Source organism: Streptomyces sp. BB1-1-1 (genome assembly GCF_031597775.1).
Lineage (GTDB): Bacteria > Actinomycetota > Actinomycetes > Streptomycetales > Streptomycetaceae > Streptomyces > Streptomyces thinghirensis.
Genome location: NZ_CP134203.1, coordinates 3,891,778 through 3,912,205 on the forward strand (window position 1 = coordinate 3,891,778; position 20,428 = coordinate 3,912,205).

Below are 20,428 nucleotides of genomic sequence, written 5' to 3' on the forward strand. Positions count from 1 at the left end.
AGCCCGAGTGCGGGGCCCGGTCCACGGACCTACCGTCGTCTGCATGCCACTGCACCAGGGCCCCCACGCGTCCCACGACGACGACCGTGACCGGCGCCGGCTCGCCGTCAACCCGTTCCACGGGGCGACGAACCCCCTCGGCGGCATGACGGAGGCGCCGCCGACCCACCGGCTCCCCGACTCCCCGCTGCCCCCGGAGACGGCGTACCGGCTGGTCCACGACGAGCTGATGCTGGACGGCAACGCGCGGCTGAACCTGGCCACCTTCGTCACCACCTGGATGGAGCCGCAGGCCGGGGTGCTGATGAGCGAGTGCCGGGACAAGAACATGATCGACAAGGACGAGTATCCCCGCACCGCCGAGCTGGAGCGGCGCTGTGTGGCGATGCTCGCCGACCTGTGGCACGCGCCCGACCCCTCGGCGGTGGTGGGCTGTTCGACGACCGGATCGAGCGAGGCGTGCATGCTGGCCGGGATGGCGCTGAAGCGGCGGTGGGCGCTGCGCAACGCCGGCCGGTATCCGGCGAAGGACGTGCGGCCCAACCTCGTCATGGGCGTGAACGTCCAGGTCTGCTGGGATAAGTTCTGCAACTTCTGGGAGGTGGAGGCCCGGCAGGTGCCCATGGAGGGCGACCGCTTCCATCTCGATCCGCAGGCGGCCGCCGAGCTGTGCGACGAGAACACCATCGGCGTCGTCGGCATCCTCGGGTCCACCTTCGACGGGTCCTACGAGCCGGTCGCCGACCTGTGCGCGGCCCTGGACGCGCTCCAGGAACGGGCCGGGCTGGACATCCCGGTGCACGTCGACGGGGCCTCCGGTGCCATGGTCGCGCCCTTCCTCGACGAGGACCTGGTGTGGGACTTCCGGCTGCCGAGGGTCGCCTCGATCAACACCTCGGGGCACAAGTACGGCCTCGTCTACCCCGGCGTCGGCTGGGCGCTGTGGCGGGACGCGGAGGCGCTGCCGGAGGAGCTGGTCTTCCGGGTCAACTACCTGGGCGGCGACATGCCGACCTTCGCGCTGAACTTCTCCCGGCCCGGCGCGCAGGTGGTCGCGCAGTACTACACCTTCCTGCGGCTGGGCCGCGAGGGCTACCGGGCGGTGCAGCAGGCCTCACGGGACATCGCGCGGGGGCTCGCCGACCGGGTGGCGGCGCTCGGCGACTTCCGGCTGCTCACGCGCGGCGACCAGCTGCCGGTGTTCGCCTTCACGACGTCCGACGACGTGACGGCGTACGACGTGTTCGACGTCTCCCGGCGGCTGCGGGAGGGCGGCTGGCTGGTGCCCGCGTACACCTTCCCGCCGCACCGCCAGGACCTGTCCGTGCTGCGCGTGGTGTGCCGCAACGGCTTCTCGGCCGACATGGCCGACCTGCTGGCGGAGGAGCTGGAGCGGCTGCTGCCCTCGCTGCGCCGGCAGCCGCGCCCGCTGACCGGTGACAAGGGCGCGGCGACCGGTTTCCACCACTAGGGGGCACTCCCGGGGCGGCTATCGGCTGAGGCGCGCGAACCTCCGTACCGCCAGCGGGAAGAACACCGCGAGCAGGGCCAGCGGCCAGGCGACCGCCGCCCAGACGTGGCCGGGCTCGCCGCCGGGGCCGCCGAACAGGTCGCGTACGGCCGTGGCGGTCTGGGACATCGGGTTCCACTGGACGACCGTGCCGAGCCAGCCCGGCATGGCCTCCGGCGTGGCGAAGGCGTTGGAGAGGAAGCCGACCGGCCAGACCAGGATCTGCACCGCCTGCACCAGCTCCGGCTTCCCGGCCACCAGCGCCAGGAAGATGCCGATCCACAGCATCGCGAACCGGAAGAGCAGCAGCAGGCCCACCGCCCCCAGGAAGGCGCCGGGGCCGCCCTGCGCCCGCCAGCCGAGCGCGTACCCGACGGCGATCAGCACCGTGAGGCCGAGCGCCGACTGGATCATGTCGGCGGCCGAACGGCCCACCAGCACCGCGCCGTTGGCCATCGGCAGGGAACGGAAGCGGTCGACGACGCCCTTCTCGAGATCCCGGGTGACGGCGACCATCGTGCCCTCCAGGCCGAAGGCCATGGTGAGGGCCAGCATGCCGGGGACGAGGTAGTCGAGGTAGGCGCCGCTCACGCCCCGGCCGCCGCCGACCAGGTAGCCGAACATCAGCAGCAGCATCACCGGGAAGACCAGGTTGACGACCACCGCGACCGGCTGCCGCGCCCAGCGGACCAGTTCACGGCGGGTCATGGTCCAGGAGTCGGTCAGGGCGTACGTCGCGGGGTTGGTGACGGTGTTCATGACGGTGCTCGTACTCACACGGCCTCCTTGGTGCGGTCGGTGAGGTGCAGGAACACCTCGTCCAGGGTCGGGCGGCGCAGGGCCACGTCCTCCGCCTCCAGACCGGCCACCTCCAGCGCCCGTACGACGCCGGAGAGCGCCGCCATGCGGTCGGTGACCGGCGCGCTGAGCAGCCGGCGGTCGGGGTCGACGCGGACGCCGGTGAGGGGCAGCAGGGCCGCCGCGGCGGTCAGTTGTCCGGCGTCGCGCAGGACGACGTCGACGCGGTCGCCGCCGGTGGCGGCCTTCAGTTCGTCCGCGGTGCCGTCGGCGACGACCCGGCCGGCGTCGACGACCGAGATGCGGTCGGCGAGCTGGTCGGCCTCCTCCAGGTACTGGGTGGTGAGCAGGACCGTCGTACCGCCGTCGACCAGGGAGCGGACCGAGTCCCACACCTCGGCGCGGCCGCGCGGGTCGAGGCCGGTGGTCGGCTCGTCCAGGAAGAGCACCTCCGGTTCGGTGATCAGGGACGCGGCGAGGTCCAGGCGGCGCCGCATACCGCCGCTGTAGGCACCGACCGGTTTGCGCCCGGTGTCGGTGAGGTCGAAGCGGGCGAGCAGTTCGTCGGCACGCGCGCGTGCCCGCCGGGCGCCCAGGTGGTGCAGGCGGCCGAACATCTCCAGGTTCTGCCGGCCGCCGAGTTCCTCGTCGAGCGCCGCGTGCTGGCCGAGCAGTCCGATGCGCAGCCGTACGGCGTACGCCTGGGTGAGGATGTCGCGCCCGGCCACCTCGACCCGGCCCGCGTCGGGACGCAGGAGGGTGGACAGGATCCGGACCAGCGTCGTCTTGCCCGCGCCGTTCGGGCCCAGTACGCCGTGGACCGTGCCGCGTGTGACCGTGAGGTCGAGTCCGTCCAGCGCGTCCTTGCTGCCGTATTTCTTGCGTGCCCCTTCGACGGTGATCGCCGCGTCGGTCACTACCACTCCTCGATTAGTCAAACTTGACTACCAGCTCGGGAGCTTATGCCCGCCGTCCGGCTTAGTCAAACTTGATTAGTCGAGATCTCCCGGATGCCGCTCCCCCGCCGCGAACGGGTTCTCCTCGCCCTCGCCGAGGACGCCGACGAAGGGCTCGCCCTCCCCGGCGAACGTGTACGCGCCGCCGCGGATGCGCTCGATGAGCGCGCGGGTCCACTCGGCGCCGGTGTCGGCGGAGTGCACCCAGAGGTTCATGATCTCGCCGATGTGCCCGAGCTGCTCCGGGCCCTCCTCGGGCGTGTAGTAGTCGGTGACGGACTTGCGCCACTCCCGGATGGCCCGGACCCGCTCCTCCAGCAGCGCCAGCACCTCGTCGCGTTCGAGGTCGACCATCAGGCCGAGCCCGGCGGAGAGCACGTCCGGCTTCTGGTCGTAGGCGGTCAGGGACGCGCGCAGGAGACCGAAGAACTCCTCGGTCCCCTTCTCCGTGATCTCGTACTCGGTGCGCGGTGGCCCGCCGGCGGTCGACGGGGCGATCTCGTGCGCGTGCAGCAGGCCCTGCTTGGCCATCTGCTTCAGCGCGTGGTAGATCGAGCCGGGCTTGGCGTTGGACCACTCGTGCGCGCCCCAGTACTCCAGGTCGTTGCGCACCTGGTAGCCATGGGCCCGCCCGTGCTGGCGGACCGCGCCGAGCACCAGGAGACGGATCACTGACATGGGTCCAGGTTAGGCGGCAAGAGGGCCGGACCGGGCACGCGGTCCGGCCCATGTCAAGGCGGTGCGCTCACGCCGGGCCGCTCAGGTTCTCGGCGGCCTCGGGACGCTCAGAACGGGAACCCGCTCCGGCCGTGCTGTACCGAGATCCACTTCTGGGTGGTGAAGGCGTCCAGCATGGTGTCGCCGTTGAGGCGGCCGACGCCGGAGTGCTTCTCGCCGCCGAAGGGCACGATCGGCTCGTCGTGCACGGTCCCGTCGTTCACGTGGAACATGCCGGTGTCGATCTGCTTGGCGAAGTTGACGCCGCGCTCGACGTTCCCGGTGTGCACGGCGCCGCTCAGGCCGTACGGGGTGTCGTTGACGAGGCGTACGGCCTCCTCCTCGCCGTCGAACGGGACGAGGAAGGCGACCGGGCCGAAGACCTCCTGCTGGAGCAGCGCGGAGTCGGCGGGCAGGCCGGTCAGGACGGACGGCTCGACGAGGTTGTCCGTGGTGGTGCCGCGCACCAGGGCGGTGGCGCCCTCGGCCAGCGCCTGCTCGACGACGCCCGAGAGGGCGTCCGCCTGCGAGGAGTTGATCACCGGGCCGATGACGGTCGACGGGTCGCGCGGGTCGCCGGCCTTGAGGGACTTGACCTTGGCGACGAACTTCTCGGTGAACTCGTCGGCCACCGAGCGGTCGACCAGGACCCGGTTGGCGGCCATGCAGACCTGGCCCTGGTGGACGAAGCGGCTGAAGACCGCGGCGTCGACCGCGTAGTCGACGTCGGCGTCGTCGAGGACCACGAGGGCGCTGTTGCCGCCGAGTTCGAGGACCGAGCGCTTGAAGTTCGCGGCGCACACGGTGGCCACGTGGCGGCCGACCTTGTCGGAGCCGGTGAAGGAGATCACCTTGGGGACCGGGTGCTCCAGGAAGGCGTCGCCGATCTCCGCGATGTCGGTGACGACCACGTTCAGCAGGCCGCCGGGCAGGCCGGCGTCCTCGAAGAGCTTCGCGATCAGGGTGCCGCCGACGATCGGCGTGTTCTGGTGCGGCTTGAGGACGACGCCGTTGCCGAGGGCGAGGGCCGGGGCGACCGACTTCAGGGAGAGGAGGAAGGGGAAGTTGAAGGGGCTGATGACGCCCACGACACCGACCGGCACCCGGTAGACGCGGTTCTCCTTGCCGTCGACCGGCGAGGGGATGATCCGGCCCTCGGGGCGCAGCGACAGGTGGACCGCCTCGCGCAGGAACTCCTTGGCGAGGTGCAGCTCGAAGGCGGCCTTCAGGCGGGTGCCGCCCAGCTCGGCGATGATCGCCTCGCTGATCTCCGCCTCGCGGTCCTCCACGAGGCGCAGCACCTTCTCGAACACCGCGCGGCGCGCGTACGGGTTCGTCGCCGCCCACTGCTTCTGCGCGCGCTCGGCCGCCCGGTACGCGGCGTCGACCTCGTCGACCGTGGCTATCGTGACCGAGGCCAGCTTCTCGTTGTCGTACGGGTTGAAGTCGATGATGTCCCAGGAACCGGTGCCCGGGCGCCACTCGCCGTCGATGTACTGCTGGGCGAGGTCGGTGAAGTACGACGACATGTGATCCCTCAATCCCCTTAGCTGCCGCAGCCGCCGCGAGCGAGCCGCCTGATTGAGCGTCATCGTACTTACGTTTCAGGAGAGTTGGAGGAGCCCCCGCAGAAGGTCCCGGCTCTCGTCCGGCCCCGGGCTGTCCTGCTGGAGTTCCTTCAGCGCCGTCTCGTACTGGGTGACGTCCTCGTGCTTGTCGAGGTACAGCGCGCTCGTCAGCTGCTCCAGGTAGACGACGTCCGACAGGTCGGACTCGGGGAAGCTGAGGATCGTGAACGCGCCACTCTCGCCGGAGTGCCCGCCGAAGCCGAACGGCATGATCTGCAGCCGCACATTGGGGTGTTCGGACATCTCGATGAGGTGCTGGAGCTGCCCGCGCATCACCTCGCGGTCGCCGTACGGGCGGCGCAGCGCGGCCTCGTCCAGGACGATGTGGAACTCGGGAGCGTTCTCGGCGACGAGGTGCTTCTGCCGCTCCAGGCGCAGCGCCACCCGCCGTTCGACGTCCGCCTCGCCGGCGCCCTTCATGCCGCGCCGGACGACCGCGCGGGCGTACTCCTCGGTCTGCAGCAGGCCGTGCACGAACTGGACCTCGTAGACCCGGATCAGCGAGGCGGCGCCTTCCAGGCCCACATAGGTGGGGAACCAGCTGGGCAGTACGTCGGAGTAGCTGTGCCACCAGCCGGCGACATTGGCCTCCTTGGCCAGGGACAGCAGGGAGGCGCGCTCCTGCTCGTCCGTGATGCCGTACAGCGTCAGCAGGTCCTCGACGTCCCTCGTCTTGAAGCTCACCCGGCCCAACTCCATCCGGCTGATCTTCGACTCCGAGGCGCGGATCGAGTAGCCCGCCGCCTCCCGCGTGATCCCCCGCGTCTCACGCAGTCGCCTGAGTTGTGATCCGAGCAGCATGCGCCGCACCACCGATCCGGGCTCTCCCGCGCTCACGTTCGCCAGCCTCCCCAACCGTCTTCAGGGGCCGAAGTCTGCCACTAAAACACTCCGAGCAGTACTCGTCCGGTTACGGAAACGGAATCGCGCCAAAGGAAACGCTCGGGATCATGCACGGAGCGGGCAGGAAGTGGCCGCCTCGCGAGATGAAGAGGGGGCGAAGATGACGGAAAAATTGACCAACAAGCGGTACGGGCAGGTCCATTTCGGTCACGTGCACGTGCATCTGCCCTTGCATCTGCGGTACGCATCCGAAACCATGGTCCCGCACCACCGCGCCGCATCGCTACGACCGCGAATTCCCGGGAGTGCCTCGCATGGGGACGAATGGATCGACCATGCTCGAGCCGTTACGGCAGGGCCTTCCGCCACTCGACCCCGCGGCCGTGTCCAACGCCGCCTCCTGCGCCCTGCCGCCGCGTTACGAAGCGGTCCGCGAGGCCCGGAGATTCACCCGCAGAACGCTCGACGGCTGGGACGCGGGCGACCGCTTCGACGACATCTGCCTGGTGGTCTCCGAACTCGTCACCAACGCCCTGCGCCACGCGCTGCCGGCCGACACCCCTCGGCACGGGGAGCAGAACGGCCCCGTCCGGCTGCATCTGATGCGCTGGACCGAGCGCCTGGTGTGCGCGGTGCGCGACCCCAGTCACGACAGTCCGGTGGCCCGCGAGACGGACGACTTCTCGGCGGAGTCGGGCCGGGGCCTGTTCCTCGTCGACTCCTTCAGCGACAGCTGGGGCTGGCACCCGCTCGCCGGGACGCTCGACGGCAAGGTGGTCTGGGCCCTGTTCCGGCTCCACAAGCCCGACGACATGACGGACCGGCCCACCTACGAGTGACGACGAACCGCGACGCCCGCCCGCGCCGCGGTTCTACGCGTGTCAGCCCTACGTGTGTCAGTTCGCGTCTACGCGTGTCAGCTCGCGTCCACGCGTGTCAGCTCGCGATCAGGTGGTCGAACTCGCCGTCCTTGACACCCAGCAGCATGGCCTCGATCTCGGCGCGCGTGTAGACGAGCGCGGGACCGTCGGGGAAGCGGGAGTTGCGCACCGCCACGCCGCCGTCGGGCAACCGCGCGAACTCCACGCAGGACCCCTGCGAGTTGCTGTGCCGGCTCTTCTGCCAGGCCACGTCGTGCAGTTGCGTGGCGGCCATGCCGTTGTACACGTCGTGGTCCACAGGTCGCTCCCCGGTGGTGCACTGGCTGATGTGGCCATTGATGCAGTGGTCAACTGATCCGGATCATAACCCTGTTCCCCGTGCAGATGCATGAGCAAATGCACGTGCACGCGCGGTGTTCTCGCGGTTACAGCCCCACAAGGGCCGCTCCCCACCGAAAGCCCTTGCCCTCTCTGACGCCCGCTCCCGAGAAGTCGTTCCCGCGTATGCCCCCGGATTCCATGAACACTCAACAACATGCGACAACACCGGGGCCCGCTCCTCTGAGCGGGCCCCGGTGTGATGCGGCGGGACGAGGTACGAGCGCGCAGGTCAGCGCATGCCGTACGGCAGCAGCGCCATCTCGCGCGCGTTCTTGATCGCCCTGGCCAGCTGCCGCTGCTGCTGGGACGTCACGCGGGTGACGCGACGGCTGCGGATCTTGCCTCGGTCGGAGATGAACTTCCGCAGCAGGTCGGTGTCCTTGTAGTCGATGTACGTCACTCCGGCCTGGTCCAGCGGGTTGGGCCGCTTCCCGGCGGGCTTGCGGTCGCTCTTGCGTGGCATGGGGGTCAGACCTCCAGGAGGGTGTCGAAGGCGGGCGGCAGCCGCTCCCAGGCGGCCTGCCCCGCGGCGTACTCGGCGTCGGTCAGCAGGCAGGACTCCAGGAGCCGTTCCAGGCCGTCGCGGTCGAGTCCGGGGGACGTGAAGACCAGGTGCTGGCAGCGGTCGCCGTGCTCGGGGTGCCAGTCCAGCGCGGCGGCGGCGCGGCGCACCGGCGGGACCAGTTCCCAGGCGGCGTCGGGCAGCGACGCGAGCCACGGCCCCGCGCTCTCCACGCACAGGGCGCCGCCCGCGGCGTCCCAGTGCAGCAGCGTGTCCGCCTTGCCGGCGAGCCAGAACCGGCCCCGGCTGCGGGCGGCGGCGCAGGTCAGGTCCTCCAGCGCCGCGTACAGCCGCTCCGGGTGGAAGGGGCGGCGCCGGTGCCAGACGAGGGTGGCGACGCCGTGCGCGTCGGCCTCGGCGGGCAGCAGGGCGCAGGCCGGGTGCTGGGCCGCCGCCGCGGCCTCCACGTCGAAGCCGGCGAGGGCGGCCCGCGCCAGCTCCGAGGGCGCGGCGGGGGTGCCCGCCGGGCCGTCGCCGTGGCCGTGGCCGTGTCCGATGGGGACCCGGCGGGCCGTCGGATGCAGTTGGGCCAGCAGCTCGCGGTCCTCGTCGTCGGCCTCCGGGGAGCCGGGGAGGGACTCGGCGAGGGCGAGGACGGGTGCGTACTCCAGTTGGCGCGCGAAGGTGTCGGCGACGGTGCGCTGGTCGGTGGCCGCGGCGGCGAGGCCGCCCTCGGCGAGGTCGTCGCCGTTGCCGAGGTACGGCAGCACCAGCGCCGGGTCGACGGCGGTGATCACGCCGGTGACGGTGAAGCCGCCGGCCGTCACCACCTCCGCCATGGCCTTGGGCTCGACGGAGTCCCACAGCTCGACGACCGCCAGCGGGGTGCCTCCGGCGTCCGCGAGCCGCTCCAGCTCGGGGACGAGGTCCTCGCGCAGGGCGCAGCAGGCGCAGTCGTTCACCAGGGGCGCCTCACCGGCGGACAGGATGCCGGTGGCGTCCCGGACGGTCCGGACGACCGTGCCCGCGGTGGCCGTCGCCAGGTCGTGGTGGAGGACGACGCTGCCGGGCACGTCGGCCAGCAGCCGGGCCACGGCCGCCCTGCGGGCGTCGGCGTGCAGCCCGCCGACGATCACCACCGGCAGGGCGGGGTGGCCGGGGTGGCCCGGGTCGTCCGGGCGACCCCGGTGGTCCGGGCGGTCCGAGTGGCCCGGGTGGTCCGGCCCGCTCATGCCCCGTCCCGCTTTCCGTACCGCCGCTCGAAGCGCTCCACGCGGCCGGCCGTGTCCAGGACGCGGGCGGTGCCGGTGTAGAAGGGGTGGCTGACGTTCGAGATCTCGACGTCGACGACCGGGTAGGTCTGGCCGTCCTCCCACTCGATCGTGCGCTCGCTGGTCATGGTCGAGCGGGTGAGGAAGGCGTAGTCCGCGGCGCGGTCGCGGAAGACGACCGGGCGGTACTCGGGGTGGATTCCCTTGCGCATGGCGGGGTCAGCGCTCCTCTCGGAAGTCGACGTGACGGCCGGCGACCGGGTCGTACTTGCGCAGGGTCAGCCGGTCCGGGTCGTTGCGGCGGTTCTTGCGGGTGACGTAGGTGAAGCCGGTCCCGGCGGTGGACCGGAGTTTGATGACCGGACGGAGTTCGTTGCGTGCCATGCTGGTATCTTACTGAAAATGAATTCCATTAACAGCTAGGACCGTCCGGTCCGAAGGAGAGGTACGTCACCGTGTCCGCCCACTGCATGCTGACCGGCACCCAGCCCGGCTTCGGCAACCGCATCTCCCACTCCCACCGGCGGACCTCCCGCCGCTTCGACCCCAACATCCAGACCAAGCGCTACTGGCTGCCGAGCGAGAGCCGGCACGTACGGCTGCGGCTGAGCACGAAGGCGATCAAGACGGTCGACGCGATCGGCGTCGAGGCGGCCGTGGCGCGCATCCGCGCGCGCGGGGTGAAGGTCTAAGAGGACCGAGGGGCTGAGGATCCGATGGCGAAGAAGAGCAAGATCGCGAAGAACGAGCAGCGGCAGGAGACCGTCGCGCGGTACGCCGCGCGCCGGGCCGAGTTGAAGGAGATCGTCCGCCGGCCGTCCTCCACGGAGGCCGAACGGCTCGCCGCACAGCGGGAACTGCGCCGGCAGCCCCGCGACGCGAGCCCCACGCGCGTGCGCAACCGCGACCAGGTCGACGGGCGCCCACGCGGCTACTTCCGCGTCTTCGGGCTGTCCCGGGTGAACCTGCGTGGGCAGGCACACGCCGGATATCTGCCGGGAGTTCGCAAGTCGTCCTGGTAGGTCGTCCTGGTTGGTCGTCCTGGTAGCTTGCGGCTGTCTTGGGGCCGACCCGGCCGTCCGGCTACAGCTTGGAGCTTCCGGTGACACTGGTGACTGCGGAGAGCACGGCGAACGCGGCGAGTACGGCGAGTACGGCGAGTACGGCGAGTACGGCGAGTACGGCGAGTACGGCGAGTACGGCGAGTACGGCGAGTACGGCGAGTACGGCGAGTACGGCGAGTACGGCGAGCGCAACGAGTACGGCGAACGCGACGAGTAGAGCCGCGGGAGCGCGGGAACGGCGCGGGTGGGCGGCCCGTCGGTCCGTGCGGGCCACCGCCGTGGCCGTCGGGCTGGTGGGCGCACTGGCGCTGACCGCGTGCACCGACGACGGCGACTCCGACGACGGCGGCTCGGGCGGGGGCGACAAGTCCTCGGCCGCGCCCAGCGCCTCCGCGTCCGCGAGCACGGACCCGGGTGGCGGCAGCGGCGGATCGCCGTCCGCCGCCGCGGGTGAACTGGAGGGCAGCTGGCTGGCCACCACCGACGGCCAGGCCGTCGCGCTGATGGTCACCGGCGACAAGACCGCCCTCTTCGCCACCGGCGGGACCGTGTGCAGCGGCACCGCGGGCGAGGACTCCGGCACCCGGACGATCCGCCTGAAGTGCACCGACGGCAGCGACGACCGGGCGACCGGCACCGTCGAGTCGGTCGACGGGACGTCCCTCAAGGTGACGTGGCAGGGCGGCCTCGGCGAGGAGACGTACACCAAGTCGGAGGGCGGGTCGCTGCCGCCCGGACTGCCGACGGCCGGCCTCGGCTCCTGACCGCCGGGGCGAGGACGTCTACCTCAGTGGCCGTCGGCGGTCGACCCGGGCGTCGTCCGCCGCGCGGGTGCCCTCCGTCCAGCCCGCCGCGTCGCCGGCGCCGCGCAGTCGGGTCGTCGTCGTCTCCGGGAACATGCGCTCCAGACGGTCCGTGACCGCGACCTCGCGGGAGGCGAGGACCGGCAGGAGGTCCACGTCCGCCGTCGTGCCGGACTCGGCGGTGGCCGCGTCCGTCGCCGCCCGGAGCCGGGTGCCCGCGCGGTGGGCGTAGGCGGCGAGGAACGACTGGCGGAAGGTCTTGGTCCGCCTGCGCCCGCCCGCGCGCTGCGCGGCCTCCGCCTTCGTCATCGCCGCCTCGGCCTGCACCAGCAGGGACGTGTAGAGGAGTTCGACCGCCTCCAGGTCGGCCTCGAAGCCGACGACGGTGGAGAAGCCGAGGGGTTCGTTCCACACCGCCCGGCAGTGGTTCGCGTCGGCCACCGCGTCCAGCAGCACCGCCTTGGCCTGCTCGTACGGCGGCTCCACCCCGATCCGGCAGGCTCCCGGGGCGTCGGGCGAGGGCGCGTGGGCCGACAGCAGCGCCTCGTCGATGCTGTGCCGGGCCATCAGCTCCTGCGCCTTGGCACTGAGCGCCTCCGCCTCCTCCGGATACCCGGTCGCCTCCGCCTTGGCGAGCAGCGCGCGGATGCGGGCGAGGGTGCGGGACTCCGGCCGGTTCTCCCGGCGGGACGCCTCACCCGGGGCGCCCGACACGCCCGCCGGCCCCGACACACCCGGCTCCAGGGGGTCCAGGGTCGGCAGGCGCAGCAGCAGGCGGTACAGCTCGAGTACGGCGGTGGCCTGCGAGAAGCGGTCGGTGCGGGGCGGCACCTGATCCGGTACGGCGTCGAGCTGCGCGGTCCAACGGGGGCCGCGCGGGCGGTCGTGCGGCGCCTGGGCCCGGATCAGTGCCGCCACCAGCCGTACGTGGACGTCGTCCAGCTCGCGCCGCACGATCCGTACGAGGTCGGCGGGCTGCCAGCCGCGCCGCCAGGCCATGGCCACGAACTCCTCCCCGCGCCGGGCGAGTTCCGCGTCCGCGGCCGGGTCGGCGGCGAGCAGCGAGGCGGCGGTGTCGAGGGCGTCGTCTGCGGCGTCGTACAAGGCGGTCTCGAAGGCACGGTCGACGGTGCGGGGCGTACTCACCCGGCGATGGTGCCACGGCCCCCGGCCCGTCTCACTCCGCGGAATTCGGCCGAGGCCGCGCCGCCCGGAGTCGAGCATGGCGCCCATGGTGGACATGACTCTCTACGCGGCGTTCCTCGTCGCCGCCTTCGCGCTGTGCATCACCCCGGGGCCCGACATGATGTTCATCGTGGCGATGGGCGGGCGGGGCGGCCCCACGGCGGGGGTGATGGCCGCGTTCGGGGTGGCCTGCGCCATGCTGGTGCACGCGGTCGCCGCGGCGCTCGGGCTGTCGGCGCTGTTCACGACGCTGCCGACGCTGTACCACGTACTGCGCTGGGCGGGCGCCGCCTATCTGCTGTACCTGGCGGTGAAGGCCTTCCGGGACCGTTCGGTGCCGGGCGGGGACGACGCGGCGCCCCGGGGCGCGGGAATGCGGCGGGCCTTCTGGCAGGGCGCGATCACCAACCTGCTCAATCCCAAGGTGATCCTCTTCAACGTGGCGTTCCTGCCGCAGTTCGTCGACCCCTCGCTCGGGCACGTCCCCGGCCAGTTGCTGCTGCTCGGCGGCACCCTCGTGGTGATGGGCTTCCTGTGGGACGGCTTCGTCGGGCTGCTGTCCGGGCGGCTGGCGGGCCTCCTCCGGCGCAGCGCCCGGGTGAACCGCTGGCTGAACATCGTCTCCGGGACGGTGTTCACGGGGCTGGCGGTGCGGTTGGTGGTGGCGTCGCCGAAGTAGCCGTACGGCCCGGCAATCCGTCGACCCGTCGCCCGGTCGGGAAGAGTGTCAACCGACGGTTGACACTCCCCAGAGCGCAACCTACGGTTGACACATGACGACGAACCCGAGCATCACGTCATCCGTACGACTCGACGAACTCATCACCGCGATCAAGAAGGTGCACCCGGAGCCCCTCGAACAGCTCCAGGACGCCGTCATCGCCGGCGAGCACCTCGGTGAGGTGGCCGACCACCTCATCGGCCACTTCGTGGACCAGGCCCGGCGTTCGGGCGCTTCGTGGACGGACATCGGCAGGAGCATGGGCGTCACCCGGCAGGCGGCGCAGAAGCGCTTCGTGCCCAAGGAGTCGGCCGACCTGGACGCGAGCCAGGGCTTCAGCCGCTACACGCCCCGCGCGCGCAACGTCGTGATGGCCGCCCACAACGCGGCCAAGACCGCCGGCAACGCCGAGGGCGTGCCCGAGCACCTGGTCCTCGGCCTGCTCACCGAACGCGAGAGCCTCTCCGCCAAGGCGATCGCCGCGCAGGGCGTGACCCTCGACGCGGTCCGCGCGGCGGCGACCGCGGCCCTCCCGCCCGGCGCCGCGGAGGTTCCCGAGCTGGTGCCCTACGGGCCCGCCGCCAAGAAGGTCCTCGAACTCACCTTCCGCGAGGCCCTGCGCCTCGGCCACAACTACATCGGCACCGAGCACATCCTGCTCGCCCTGCTGGAGCACGAGCACGGCGAGGGCGTACTCAGCGGGCTCGGACTCGACAAGGAGGCGACCGAGCGGTACGTCACCGAGGTGCTGGCGGAGTTCATCGAGGTCACCGAGAAGACCGAGGAGACCGAGGAGACGGCACCCGGGCAGGGAGAGGGCTGAGAGGGAGAGGGCAGAGGCCCCGTCCGCCGAGGGGTCGTTGTCAGTCCCTCCTGCGACACTCGCGACATGGCCGACCGGTGGGCACTCGCCGAGGCCGAGGACGGCGGCGTGGAGGTCGCCCCCCTCGGCCCCGACGGGCTGCCCGCCGGACCCGTGCGGCGGGAGGCCGGCCTCGCCGAGGCCGTGCGGAGCAGGCCGGACGTCGCGCGCTGGGTGTGGCGGTCCACCGCCGAGACCGCGCCGCGCCTGCTCGCCGCGGGGGTGCGGGTGAAGCGGTGCTACGACGTGGAGGCCGCCGAAACCCTCCTGCTCGGCCACGAGGGCCGGTACGGGGAGCCACGCTCGGCCGCGGCTGCCCTGGCCAGACTGCGCGGCGACCCGGTACCGCCCGACCCGCCACAGCGCTCCGCCGAGCCCGGCGCGCAGTCCCCGCTCTTCGAGCCCCAGGCCGTCCACCTGCCCTTGGACGACCTGCTCGCCGTCTACGCCGAGCAGCAGCGCCGCCACGACCGGTCCGCCCACCCGGACCGGATGCGGCTGCTGACGGCGGCCGAGTCGGCGGGGATGCTGGTCGCCGCCGAGATGAACCGCTCCGGGCTGCCCTGGCGGACCGACGTACACCGGGAAGTACTGCACGACCTGCTCGGCGAGCGGTACGCGGGAGGAGGCGAGCCGCGCCGCCTGGCCGAGCTGGCCGAGGAGGTGTCCGCGGCGTTCGGGCACCGGGTGCGGCCCGACCTGCCCGCGGACGTGGTCAAGGCGTTCGCGCGGGCCGGCGTCAAGGTCGGCTCCACCCGCCGGTGGGAGATCGAGTCGGTCGACCATCCGGCCGTGAAGCCGCTGATCGAGTACAAGAAGCTGTACCGGATCTGGGTCGCCCACGGCTGGTCCTGGCTCCAGGACTGGGTGCGCGACGGACGGTTCCGCCCCGAGTTCCTGGCCGGCGGCACCGTCACCGGACGCTGGGTGACCAACGGCGGGGGCGGGCTGCAGATCCCCAAGGTCATCCGGCGGGCCGTCGTCGCCGACCCGGGCTGGCGGCTGGTCGTCGCCGACGCCGACCAGATGGAGCCGCGCGTGCTGGCGGCGATCTCCCGTGACCCCGGCCTGATGGAGGTGGCCGGCCGCGAGACCGACCTCTACCAGGCGGTGTCCGACCGCGCCTTCTCCGGCGACCGCGCCCAGGCCAAACTCGCCGTCCTCGGCGCGGTCTACGGCCAGACCTCCGGCGACGGCCTGAAGAACCTCGCCGCGCTCAGACGCCGCTTCCCCCGGGCGGTCGCGTACGTCGACGACGCGGCGCGCGCGGGCGAGGAGGGGCGGCTCGTACGGACCTGGCTGGGGCGCACCTGCCCACCGGCGGCCGGGGCGGCCGACGGTGCCGAGGAGGCGGGCCTGCCGCAGGACGACCCCTCCGACGCGCCGGGCCAGGCGCAGGAGTGGGTGCCCGGCTACGCGTCCACCAACGCCCGCGCGCGAGGCCGCTTCGCCCGTAACTTCGTCGTCCAGGGCAGCGCCGCCGACTGGGCCCTGCTGCTGCTCGCCGCGCTGCGGCAGGCCTGTGCGGACAAGTCGGCGGAGTTGGTGTTCTTCCAACACGACGAGGTGATCGTGCACTGCCCCGAGGAGGAGGCGGACGCCGTCGTCACGGCGATCCGGGAAGCGGCGGAGCTGGCGGGACGGCTGACGTTCGGCCGGACGCCGGTGCGTTTCCCGTTCACGACGGCGGTGGTGGAGTGCTATGCGGACGCCAAGTGATCAGTCGGCGGGAGGGCCCTCGGCCAGTAGCTCCCGCAGCTCTCCCGCCACCGTCTTCGCGTCCGTCCCGTCCAGCGCCGCCAACGCCGCCCGCCACTGCTCGTACGCCTCCCGGTCGCGCCCCCGCTCCCGCAGCAGCAGCCCCTGCTGGTGCCGGGCGAGACCGCCGGTGTAGCGGTCGGCGCGGGCGTCGGCGCGACGGAGCAGCTCCGCGCACTCCTCCGCGGCCCGTTCGGTACGGCCCAGCAGGCGCAGGGCGCGGACGAGGCCGAGCCTGGTCTGGGACTCGCCGTGCCAGTCACCGTGCCCGCCCAGGATGCGCATGCTCTCCTCGAAGTGCGCTGCGGCGGCGGCCGGTTCGCCGAGCGTGAGGTGGGCATAGCCGATGTTGCAGTGCGCCGAGTGCTGCACGATCACGTTGCCGATCTCGTCGCCGATGGCGAGCGAACGCCGGTGCTGCTCGATCGCCGCCCGTGGGTCGGTGTGCTCGTAGAGGTTGCCGAGATGGCTGTGGGTGATCGCCTCGCCCCACGGGTCGTTCAGCCGCTGCGAGTACGCGAGGCTCTGCCGCAGCGCCTCGGCCGACTCGTCGTGTCGGCCGAGGTTCTCGAGGAGCAGGCCACGGTTGTTGAGGCAGCGGCGGATCCGGCTGACCGTGCCGAGCCGCCGCCAGACCGCCAGCGAACGGTCGTTGAGCGCGAGCGCGTCACTGAGCCGGCCGGTCAGGAAGTGCAGGCCCGCGAGGTCGCCCAGCGCGTAGGCCTCGGCGGCCTCGTCACCGTGGAGCCGCGCGAGGTCGAGGGCACCCCGGCCCAGCACCTCCATCTCGGCGACCCGGCCGCTGCGCTGGGCGTAGGGAAAGAGGAGCCGGAGGAGAACGGCGAGATGACGGGTCCGGCCACCACCGCCATCACAGCCGCCACCACCGCCACCGTTGTCACCGCTGTCACCGCCGTGACCGCCGTGACCGCCGCCGTGGCGCTCGACGAGGGCGACGACGTTCTCCGACTCCAGATCGCCCCAGGCGAAGGCGTCCTCGCAGCGGGCGAAGGGCGGGACCGAGGCGACCTCCGTCGCGTGCTCGGGAGGCTGTGCGGCGGTGGGGCGGCGGCGGTCGTCCTGGTCGATGCCGGGTTCGACGATCGCGGTGAGGACGCGCTCGGCGACGGCGGCGTACCAGCGCAGGGTGATCCCGGCGACGTCATCCGCACCGTCGTCGCCGCGGGCGATCTCCCGGGCGAACTCGCGCACCAGGTCGTGCGGGGCGTAGCGGCCGTACGCGGTCTCCTCCAGCAGGGCCACGTCGACGAGGCGGTCGAGGGCGGCCTCGGCGCGGCCCTCGTCGGCGTCCATGAGACGGGCGAGCAGCGGTGCGCCGTACGCGGGCAGATCCAGGGCACCGATGCGGCGCAGCGTGAGGGCCGCGTCCCGGTCGGTCTCGCGGTCGGAGGCGGCGAGCGCGTCGTGGGCGACGGCGAGGGAACGCCGCACACTCAGGTCGTCGTACTCCAGGTGGTTCAGCCGCCCTTCGGTGGCGGCCAGTTGGCCGGCGAGCGCGTCGGGGGTGAGGGCGCGCCGGGCGGCCAGCCGGGCGGCGACGACACGCAGGGCCAGGGGAAGTCGGCCGGTCAGCTCGACGAGGGGGTGGTCGGCGTCCGGTCCGTGACGGCTGTCGCGCCCGGACGCCGCCCGCAACAGCGCCGCGCTCTCCGCCCCGGACAGCGGCGCGAGCGGGAAGCGGTGGGCGCCGTCGAGCGCGGTGAGCGGCGACCGGCTGGTGACGATCACCGCGCAGCCGGGGCCGGCCGGCAGCAGCGGACGTACCTGCGCGGCGTTCTCGGCGTCGTCCAGGAGCATGAGCGTACGAGTCGGCGCGAGCAGCGAGCGCAGCAACGCGGCCGCGGCGTCGGTCCGTTCGGGGACCAGCCGGGGATCCGCGCCGAGGTCGCGGAGCAGTGCGGTGAGCGCCTGTTCCTGGGTCAGCGGGGACATTCCGGGGGTGGCGCCGTGCAGGTTGAGGTAGAGCTGCCCATCGGGGAAACGTTCCTTCATCCCATGCGAGACATGGAGCGCGAGGGCGGTCTTGCCGACACCGGCCATGCCGCTGACGACGGCTACGCGGGGGTACGAGCCAGGGGCGAGGGCGCGGACCAGATCGCCCCGTACGGTGCCGCGACCGGTGAAGTGCGGTGGCGCGGCGGGCAGTTGCGCCGGACGCGGAGGGGAGGCCGCCTGCTCCGGGACCGGACGGACGGGCGGGACGTCGACGCGCGGTACGGGGTCGCGGGGGGCGGCGTTCCGTGGTGCGGCATCCCGTGGGTTCTGTGACGCGGCATCCCGTGGGTTCTGTGGCGCGGCATCCCGTGGGTTCTGTGGCGCGGCATCCCGTGGGTTCTGCGGCACGGCGCTCCGCGACGCCGGGCTCTGCGCAGCCGCGCTCGGCGGCGCGGCCGCCCCCCGCAGCACCTCCACGTGCGCCGCCCGCACGGCGGGGCCCGGCTCGATGCCGAGATCCTCGGAGAGGCGGGCGCGCAGATCACGGTGGACGGCCAGCGCCTCCGCCCGCCGCCCGGTGCGGTGCAGGGCCAGCATCAGCTGGCGGTGGTACGCCTCCCGCAGCGGATGCTCGGCGGCGAGCGCCGACAGCTCCGGCACGAGGCTCTCCAGCCGCGCGCCGCCGAGGGCCAGTTCGGCGTCGTAGCACCACTCGGTGAGCAGGAGCCGCGTCTCCTGGAGCCGCTGGGCGAACGCGTACCCGCCCACCTCGGCCGGCAGCCCGGCGAGCGGCGCGCCCCGCCAGAGCGCCAGGGCGGCCGAGCCCGAGCGCACGACCCGTGCCCAGTCGCCGTCGGCGTGCGCGGCACGCGCCTCACTCGCGGCGGCCTCGAAGACATGCACGTCCACCTCTCCCTCCTCGACCCGCAGGAGGTAGCCGGACGGCACGGTGCGCAGCCGGCCGGGCTCGCCGATCAGCCGCCGCAGCCGGGTCACGTGATTGTGCAGCGAGGCCCGCGCGGACGCCGGCGGGGCGCCGCCCCACAGCGCGTCCTCGAGCGACTCGACGGACACGGACCGCCCCGCCTCCAGCAGCAGCGCGGCGAGCAGGGCCCGGGCCTTGGGACTGGCGACGGGTATGGGGACGGGGGCGGGGACAGGAGCGGCATCGCCCAGCGGGACGGCGGCATCGGCGGCGTACAGGACCGGTGGCCCCAGGAGTCCGAACCGCAGGCGGTACCGCTTCACGCCGCCCTACCACCTTCCTCACGGCGATTTTCCGCCAGGGCCGTCTCCGTCACGGCGCCCCCTTGTCAACGGAGAACCGTTGGCCACATGTTAGCGATCCGTTGGCAAGGTCTGATGTGATCACATCATCGGATCTGGCCCGGGGGTGCGCGCGTAGAACGCGTTGCTCGGGGGAGTGTCGCCGCCGCGGCCGGGTCCGGGGACGTATGAGGGCCCCGTTCGTCAGAGGTGAACGACCGGGGCTCTCGTCCTGCTCAGATGACGGGCGGCCGTCCCAGCCGGGTGAGCCGCCCCACCGTGCGCCAGCGCATCGGCCGCCGCTCCCCCGCGGGTTTGCGCAGGCCTTCCGCGAACCCGCCGAACCAGGCCCGCAGCCCGCCGAGCGACCGGTTGCGCGCCAGCGTGAGCAGCATCCACACGCCGAGGTGGACGGGGATCAGCGGCAGGGGCAGCCGGCGGCGGGCCAGCCAGACCCGGTTGCGGGCGTTGACCCGGAAGTAGACGGCGTGCCGTGCGGGCGAGGTCTTCGGGTGCTGGAGCAGCAGCTCGGGCGCGTAGAGGATGCGCCACCCGGCGTCGGCCGCGCGCCAGGCCAGGTCGGTCTCCTCGTGCGCGAAGAAGAACTCCGCGGGCCAGTCGCCGACCTCGTCGAGCATCGCCGACCGCAGCGCGTGCCCGCCGCCGAGGAACCCGGTGACGTACCCGCCCCGCATGGGGTCGGAGGCGCCGACCCGGGGGACGTGCCGCTGCTGTGTCTCGCCGTGCTCGTCGGCGATCCGGAAGCCGACGATGCCGAGCCGGTCGTCGGCGGCGAACAGCTCCCCCACCCGGCGCAGCACATCGGCGTCCACGAGGAGCCCGTCGTCGTCCAGCTCCACGACCACGTCGGTGTCGCCGAACTCCCGCAACCGCGCGAGCGCCACGTTCCGCCCGCCGGGACAGCCCAGGTTCTCGTCGACCTCGATCGGCGTGACCTCGCCGGGCAGCGACAGCCGCGCGGCGAACTCGGGCAGCGGGCAGCCGTTGCCGACGATCACGATCCGCGCGGGCGGAACATCCTGCTTGGCCACGGACTCCAGCAGGGCGTCGACCTCGGCGGGCCGGTTCCCCATGGTCACCACGGCGACCGCGATCCTCGGTCCACCCGTGTGCTCGCCCATGCCCTCACCTCGTTCCGGCCGACAACGTGTGCGCGATGCTAGCCGTTCACGACCGCGATCCCCGGCGTACGCCCGCCCGCGCCCCCGCGGTTCGCCGCACTGGCCGCGTGGCCCGCGTCACCAGGCCACTGGCCACTGGTCACTGGCCACTGGTCACTGGTCACTGGCCACTCGTACGGAGAAC

Annotated in this window: 22 protein-coding genes; 8 read left to right on the plus strand and 14 right to left on the minus strand. The window is 72.6% G+C overall.

What is annotated here, in order from left to right; all coding sequences use genetic code 11:
• Window positions 1–43 precede the first annotated feature (43 nt).
• The gene (locus RI578_RS17870) at window positions 44–1,471 is read left to right on the plus strand and encodes a glutamate decarboxylase (RefSeq protein ID WP_310871999.1); all 1,428 of its coding nucleotides are present in this window, start codon (window positions 44–46) and stop codon (window positions 1,469–1,471) included.
• 18 nt (window positions 1,472–1,489) lie between these two features.
• Here RI578_RS17870 and RI578_RS17875 read toward each other — a convergent pair whose 3' ends face one another.
• The 5 genes from RI578_RS17875 to RI578_RS17895 form a co-directional block, all read right to left on the minus strand.
• Window positions 1,490–2,269 carry an ABC transporter permease gene (locus tag RI578_RS17875; RefSeq protein WP_310875798.1) on the minus strand — a complete coding sequence of 260 codons (780 nt, stop codon included), beginning with the start codon at window positions 2,267–2,269 and terminating at the stop codon, window positions 1,490–1,492.
• 14 nt (window positions 2,270–2,283) lie between these two features.
• Window positions 2,284–3,225, minus strand: a complete 942-nt coding sequence (locus RI578_RS17880; RefSeq protein WP_310872000.1) for an ATP-binding cassette domain-containing protein — start codon at window positions 3,223–3,225, stop codon at window positions 2,284–2,286.
• Window positions 3,226–3,300: 75 nt separating this feature from the next.
• Window positions 3,301–3,942, minus strand: coding sequence for a PadR family transcriptional regulator (locus tag RI578_RS17885; RefSeq protein ID WP_310872001.1), 642 nt, complete (start codon window positions 3,940–3,942; stop codon window positions 3,301–3,303).
• 107 nt (window positions 3,943–4,049) lie between these two features.
• Entirely contained in the window at window positions 4,050–5,510 is a 1,461-nt protein-coding gene (locus RI578_RS17890; protein WP_310872002.1) for an aldehyde dehydrogenase family protein, read from the minus strand.
• Between the two features lie 75 nt (window positions 5,511–5,585).
• Window positions 5,586–6,410, minus strand: coding sequence for a helix-turn-helix transcriptional regulator (locus RI578_RS17895; RefSeq protein WP_310875799.1), 825 nt, complete (start codon window positions 6,408–6,410; stop codon window positions 5,586–5,588).
• Between the two features lie 377 nt (window positions 6,411–6,787).
• Here RI578_RS17895 and RI578_RS17900 point away from each other — a divergent pair, with 377 nt between their 5' ends.
• Window positions 6,788–7,291 carry an ATP-binding protein gene (locus RI578_RS17900; protein ID WP_310872003.1) on the plus strand — a complete coding sequence of 168 codons (504 nt, stop codon included), beginning with the start codon at window positions 6,788–6,790 and terminating at the stop codon, window positions 7,289–7,291.
• Window positions 7,292–7,388: 97 nt separating this feature from the next.
• On the opposite strand, the gene RI578_RS17905 is transcribed toward RI578_RS17900, so the two are convergent.
• From RI578_RS17905 to rpmG, 5 genes are all read right to left on the minus strand, one after another.
• Window positions 7,389–7,631 carry a DUF397 domain-containing protein gene (locus RI578_RS17905; protein WP_121748333.1) on the minus strand — a complete coding sequence of 81 codons (243 nt, stop codon included), beginning with the start codon at window positions 7,629–7,631 and terminating at the stop codon, window positions 7,389–7,391.
• 312 nt (window positions 7,632–7,943) lie between these two features.
• Entirely contained in the window at window positions 7,944–8,177 is a 234-nt protein-coding gene (gene rpsR, locus RI578_RS17910; protein ID WP_310872004.1) for a 30S ribosomal protein S18, read from the minus strand.
• A 5-nt stretch (window positions 8,178–8,182) separates the two neighbouring features.
• Window positions 8,183–9,448, minus strand: coding sequence for a CobW family GTP-binding protein (locus RI578_RS17915; protein WP_399060542.1), 1,266 nt, complete (start codon window positions 9,446–9,448; stop codon window positions 8,183–8,185).
• Window positions 9,445–9,699 (minus strand): type B 50S ribosomal protein L31, encoded by a 255-nt coding sequence (locus RI578_RS17920; RefSeq protein ID WP_310872005.1) that lies wholly within the window; start codon window positions 9,697–9,699, stop codon window positions 9,445–9,447. The genes RI578_RS17915 and RI578_RS17920 overlap by 4 nt, the downstream gene beginning before the upstream one ends.
• A 7-nt stretch (window positions 9,700–9,706) precedes the next feature.
• A complete protein-coding gene (gene rpmG, locus RI578_RS17925) occupies window positions 9,707–9,871 on the minus strand; it encodes a 50S ribosomal protein L33 (protein ID WP_044382365.1) in 165 nt (54 codons plus the stop codon).
• Between the two features lie 71 nt (window positions 9,872–9,942).
• Between rpmG and rpmB the strand changes: the two genes are divergently transcribed.
• Together rpmB and rpsN are read left to right on the plus strand one after the other, a co-directional pair.
• Complete coding sequence (gene rpmB / locus RI578_RS17930; protein ID WP_310872006.1) at window positions 9,943–10,179, plus strand: 50S ribosomal protein L28; 237 nt, start codon at window positions 9,943–9,945, stop codon at window positions 10,177–10,179.
• Between the two features lie 24 nt (window positions 10,180–10,203).
• Window positions 10,204–10,509: a 30S ribosomal protein S14 gene (rpsN, locus tag RI578_RS17935; protein WP_310872007.1), complete on the plus strand. Its 306-nt coding sequence runs from the start codon at window positions 10,204–10,206 to the stop codon at window positions 10,507–10,509.
• A gap of 61 nt (window positions 10,510–10,570) precedes the next feature.
• Here the strand turns inward: rpsN and RI578_RS17940 are convergent, their stop codons facing one another.
• A complete protein-coding gene (locus RI578_RS17940) occupies window positions 10,571–10,825 on the minus strand; it encodes a hypothetical protein (RefSeq protein WP_310872008.1) in 255 nt (84 codons plus the stop codon).
• On the opposite strand from RI578_RS17940, the gene RI578_RS17945 reads away from it, so the two are divergent.
• Complete coding sequence (locus RI578_RS17945) at window positions 10,815–11,315, plus strand: hypothetical protein (RefSeq protein WP_310872009.1); 501 nt, start codon at window positions 10,815–10,817, stop codon at window positions 11,313–11,315. The two genes, RI578_RS17940 and RI578_RS17945, sit on opposite strands and share 11 nt — an antisense overlap.
• Before the next feature lie 18 nt (window positions 11,316–11,333).
• Here the strand turns inward: RI578_RS17945 and RI578_RS17950 are convergent, their stop codons facing one another.
• Window positions 11,334–12,500 (minus strand): DUF2786 domain-containing protein, encoded by a 1,167-nt coding sequence (locus RI578_RS17950; RefSeq protein WP_310872010.1) that lies wholly within the window; start codon window positions 12,498–12,500, stop codon window positions 11,334–11,336.
• 85 nt (window positions 12,501–12,585) lie between these two features.
• On the opposite strand from RI578_RS17950, the gene RI578_RS17955 reads away from it, so the two are divergent.
• The 3 genes from RI578_RS17955 (at window position 12,586) to RI578_RS17965 (ending at window position 15,841) form a co-directional block, all read left to right on the plus strand.
• Window positions 12,586–13,218 carry a LysE family translocator gene (locus RI578_RS17955; protein ID WP_310872011.1) on the plus strand — a complete coding sequence of 211 codons (633 nt, stop codon included), beginning with the start codon at window positions 12,586–12,588 and terminating at the stop codon, window positions 13,216–13,218.
• Between the two features lie 94 nt (window positions 13,219–13,312).
• Window positions 13,313–14,083, plus strand: coding sequence for a Clp protease N-terminal domain-containing protein (locus tag RI578_RS17960; RefSeq protein WP_310872012.1), 771 nt, complete (start codon window positions 13,313–13,315; stop codon window positions 14,081–14,083).
• A gap of 66 nt (window positions 14,084–14,149) precedes the next feature.
• A complete protein-coding gene (locus RI578_RS17965) occupies window positions 14,150–15,841 on the plus strand; it encodes a bifunctional 3'-5' exonuclease/DNA polymerase (protein WP_310872013.1) in 1,692 nt (563 codons plus the stop codon).
• Here RI578_RS17965 and RI578_RS17970 read toward each other — a convergent pair whose 3' ends face one another.
• Together RI578_RS17970 and RI578_RS17975 are read right to left on the minus strand one after the other, a co-directional pair.
• Entirely contained in the window at window positions 15,842–19,084 is a 3,243-nt protein-coding gene (locus tag RI578_RS17970) for a BTAD domain-containing putative transcriptional regulator (RefSeq protein ID WP_310872014.1), read from the minus strand.
• Window positions 19,085–19,338: 254 nt separating this feature from the next.
• Window positions 19,339–20,244 (minus strand): glycosyltransferase, encoded by a 906-nt coding sequence (locus tag RI578_RS17975; protein WP_310872015.1) that lies wholly within the window; start codon window positions 20,242–20,244, stop codon window positions 19,339–19,341.
• Between the last annotated feature and the right edge of the window lie 184 nt (window positions 20,245–20,428).

What these genes read in the sequence shown, in the direction of transcription:
- RI578_RS17870 (WP_310871999.1), top strand. Translation starts at nt 44, where the DNA reads ATGCCACTGCACCAGGGCCCCCACGCGTCCCACGACGACGACCGTGAC.
- RI578_RS17875 (WP_310875798.1), bottom strand. Translation starts at nt 2,269, where the DNA reads ATGAACACCGTCACCAACCCCGCGACGTACGCCCTGACCGACTCCTGG.
- RI578_RS17885 (WP_310872001.1), bottom strand. Translation starts at nt 3,942, where the DNA reads ATGTCAGTGATCCGTCTCCTGGTGCTCGGCGCGGTCCGCCAGCACGGG.
- RI578_RS17890 (WP_310872002.1), bottom strand. Translation starts at nt 5,510, where the DNA reads ATGTCGTCGTACTTCACCGACCTCGCCCAGCAGTACATCGACGGCGAG.
- RI578_RS17895 (WP_310875799.1), bottom strand. Translation starts at nt 6,410, where the DNA reads ATGCTGCTCGGATCACAACTCAGGCGACTGCGTGAGACGCGGGGGATC.
- RI578_RS17900 (WP_310872003.1), top strand. Translation starts at nt 6,788, where the DNA reads ATGCTCGAGCCGTTACGGCAGGGCCTTCCGCCACTCGACCCCGCGGCC.
- rpsR (WP_310872004.1), bottom strand. Translation starts at nt 8,177, where the DNA reads ATGCCACGCAAGAGCGACCGCAAGCCCGCCGGGAAGCGGCCCAACCCG.
- RI578_RS17915 (WP_399060542.1), bottom strand. Translation starts at nt 9,448, where the DNA reads ATGAGCGGGCCGGACCACCCGGGCCACTCGGACCGCCCGGACCACCGG.
- RI578_RS17920 (WP_310872005.1), bottom strand. Translation starts at nt 9,699, where the DNA reads ATGCGCAAGGGAATCCACCCCGAGTACCGCCCGGTCGTCTTCCGCGAC.
- rpmG (WP_044382365.1), bottom strand. Translation starts at nt 9,871, where the DNA reads ATGGCACGCAACGAACTCCGTCCGGTCATCAAACTCCGGTCCACCGCC.
- rpsN (WP_310872007.1), top strand. Translation starts at nt 10,204, where the DNA reads ATGGCGAAGAAGAGCAAGATCGCGAAGAACGAGCAGCGGCAGGAGACC.
- RI578_RS17955 (WP_310872011.1), top strand. Translation starts at nt 12,586, where the DNA reads ATGGTGGACATGACTCTCTACGCGGCGTTCCTCGTCGCCGCCTTCGCG.
- RI578_RS17960 (WP_310872012.1), top strand. Translation starts at nt 13,313, where the DNA reads ATGACGACGAACCCGAGCATCACGTCATCCGTACGACTCGACGAACTC.
- RI578_RS17965 (WP_310872013.1), top strand. Translation starts at nt 14,150, where the DNA reads ATGGCCGACCGGTGGGCACTCGCCGAGGCCGAGGACGGCGGCGTGGAG.
- RI578_RS17975 (WP_310872015.1), bottom strand. Translation starts at nt 20,244, where the DNA reads ATGGGCGAGCACACGGGTGGACCGAGGATCGCGGTCGCCGTGGTGACC.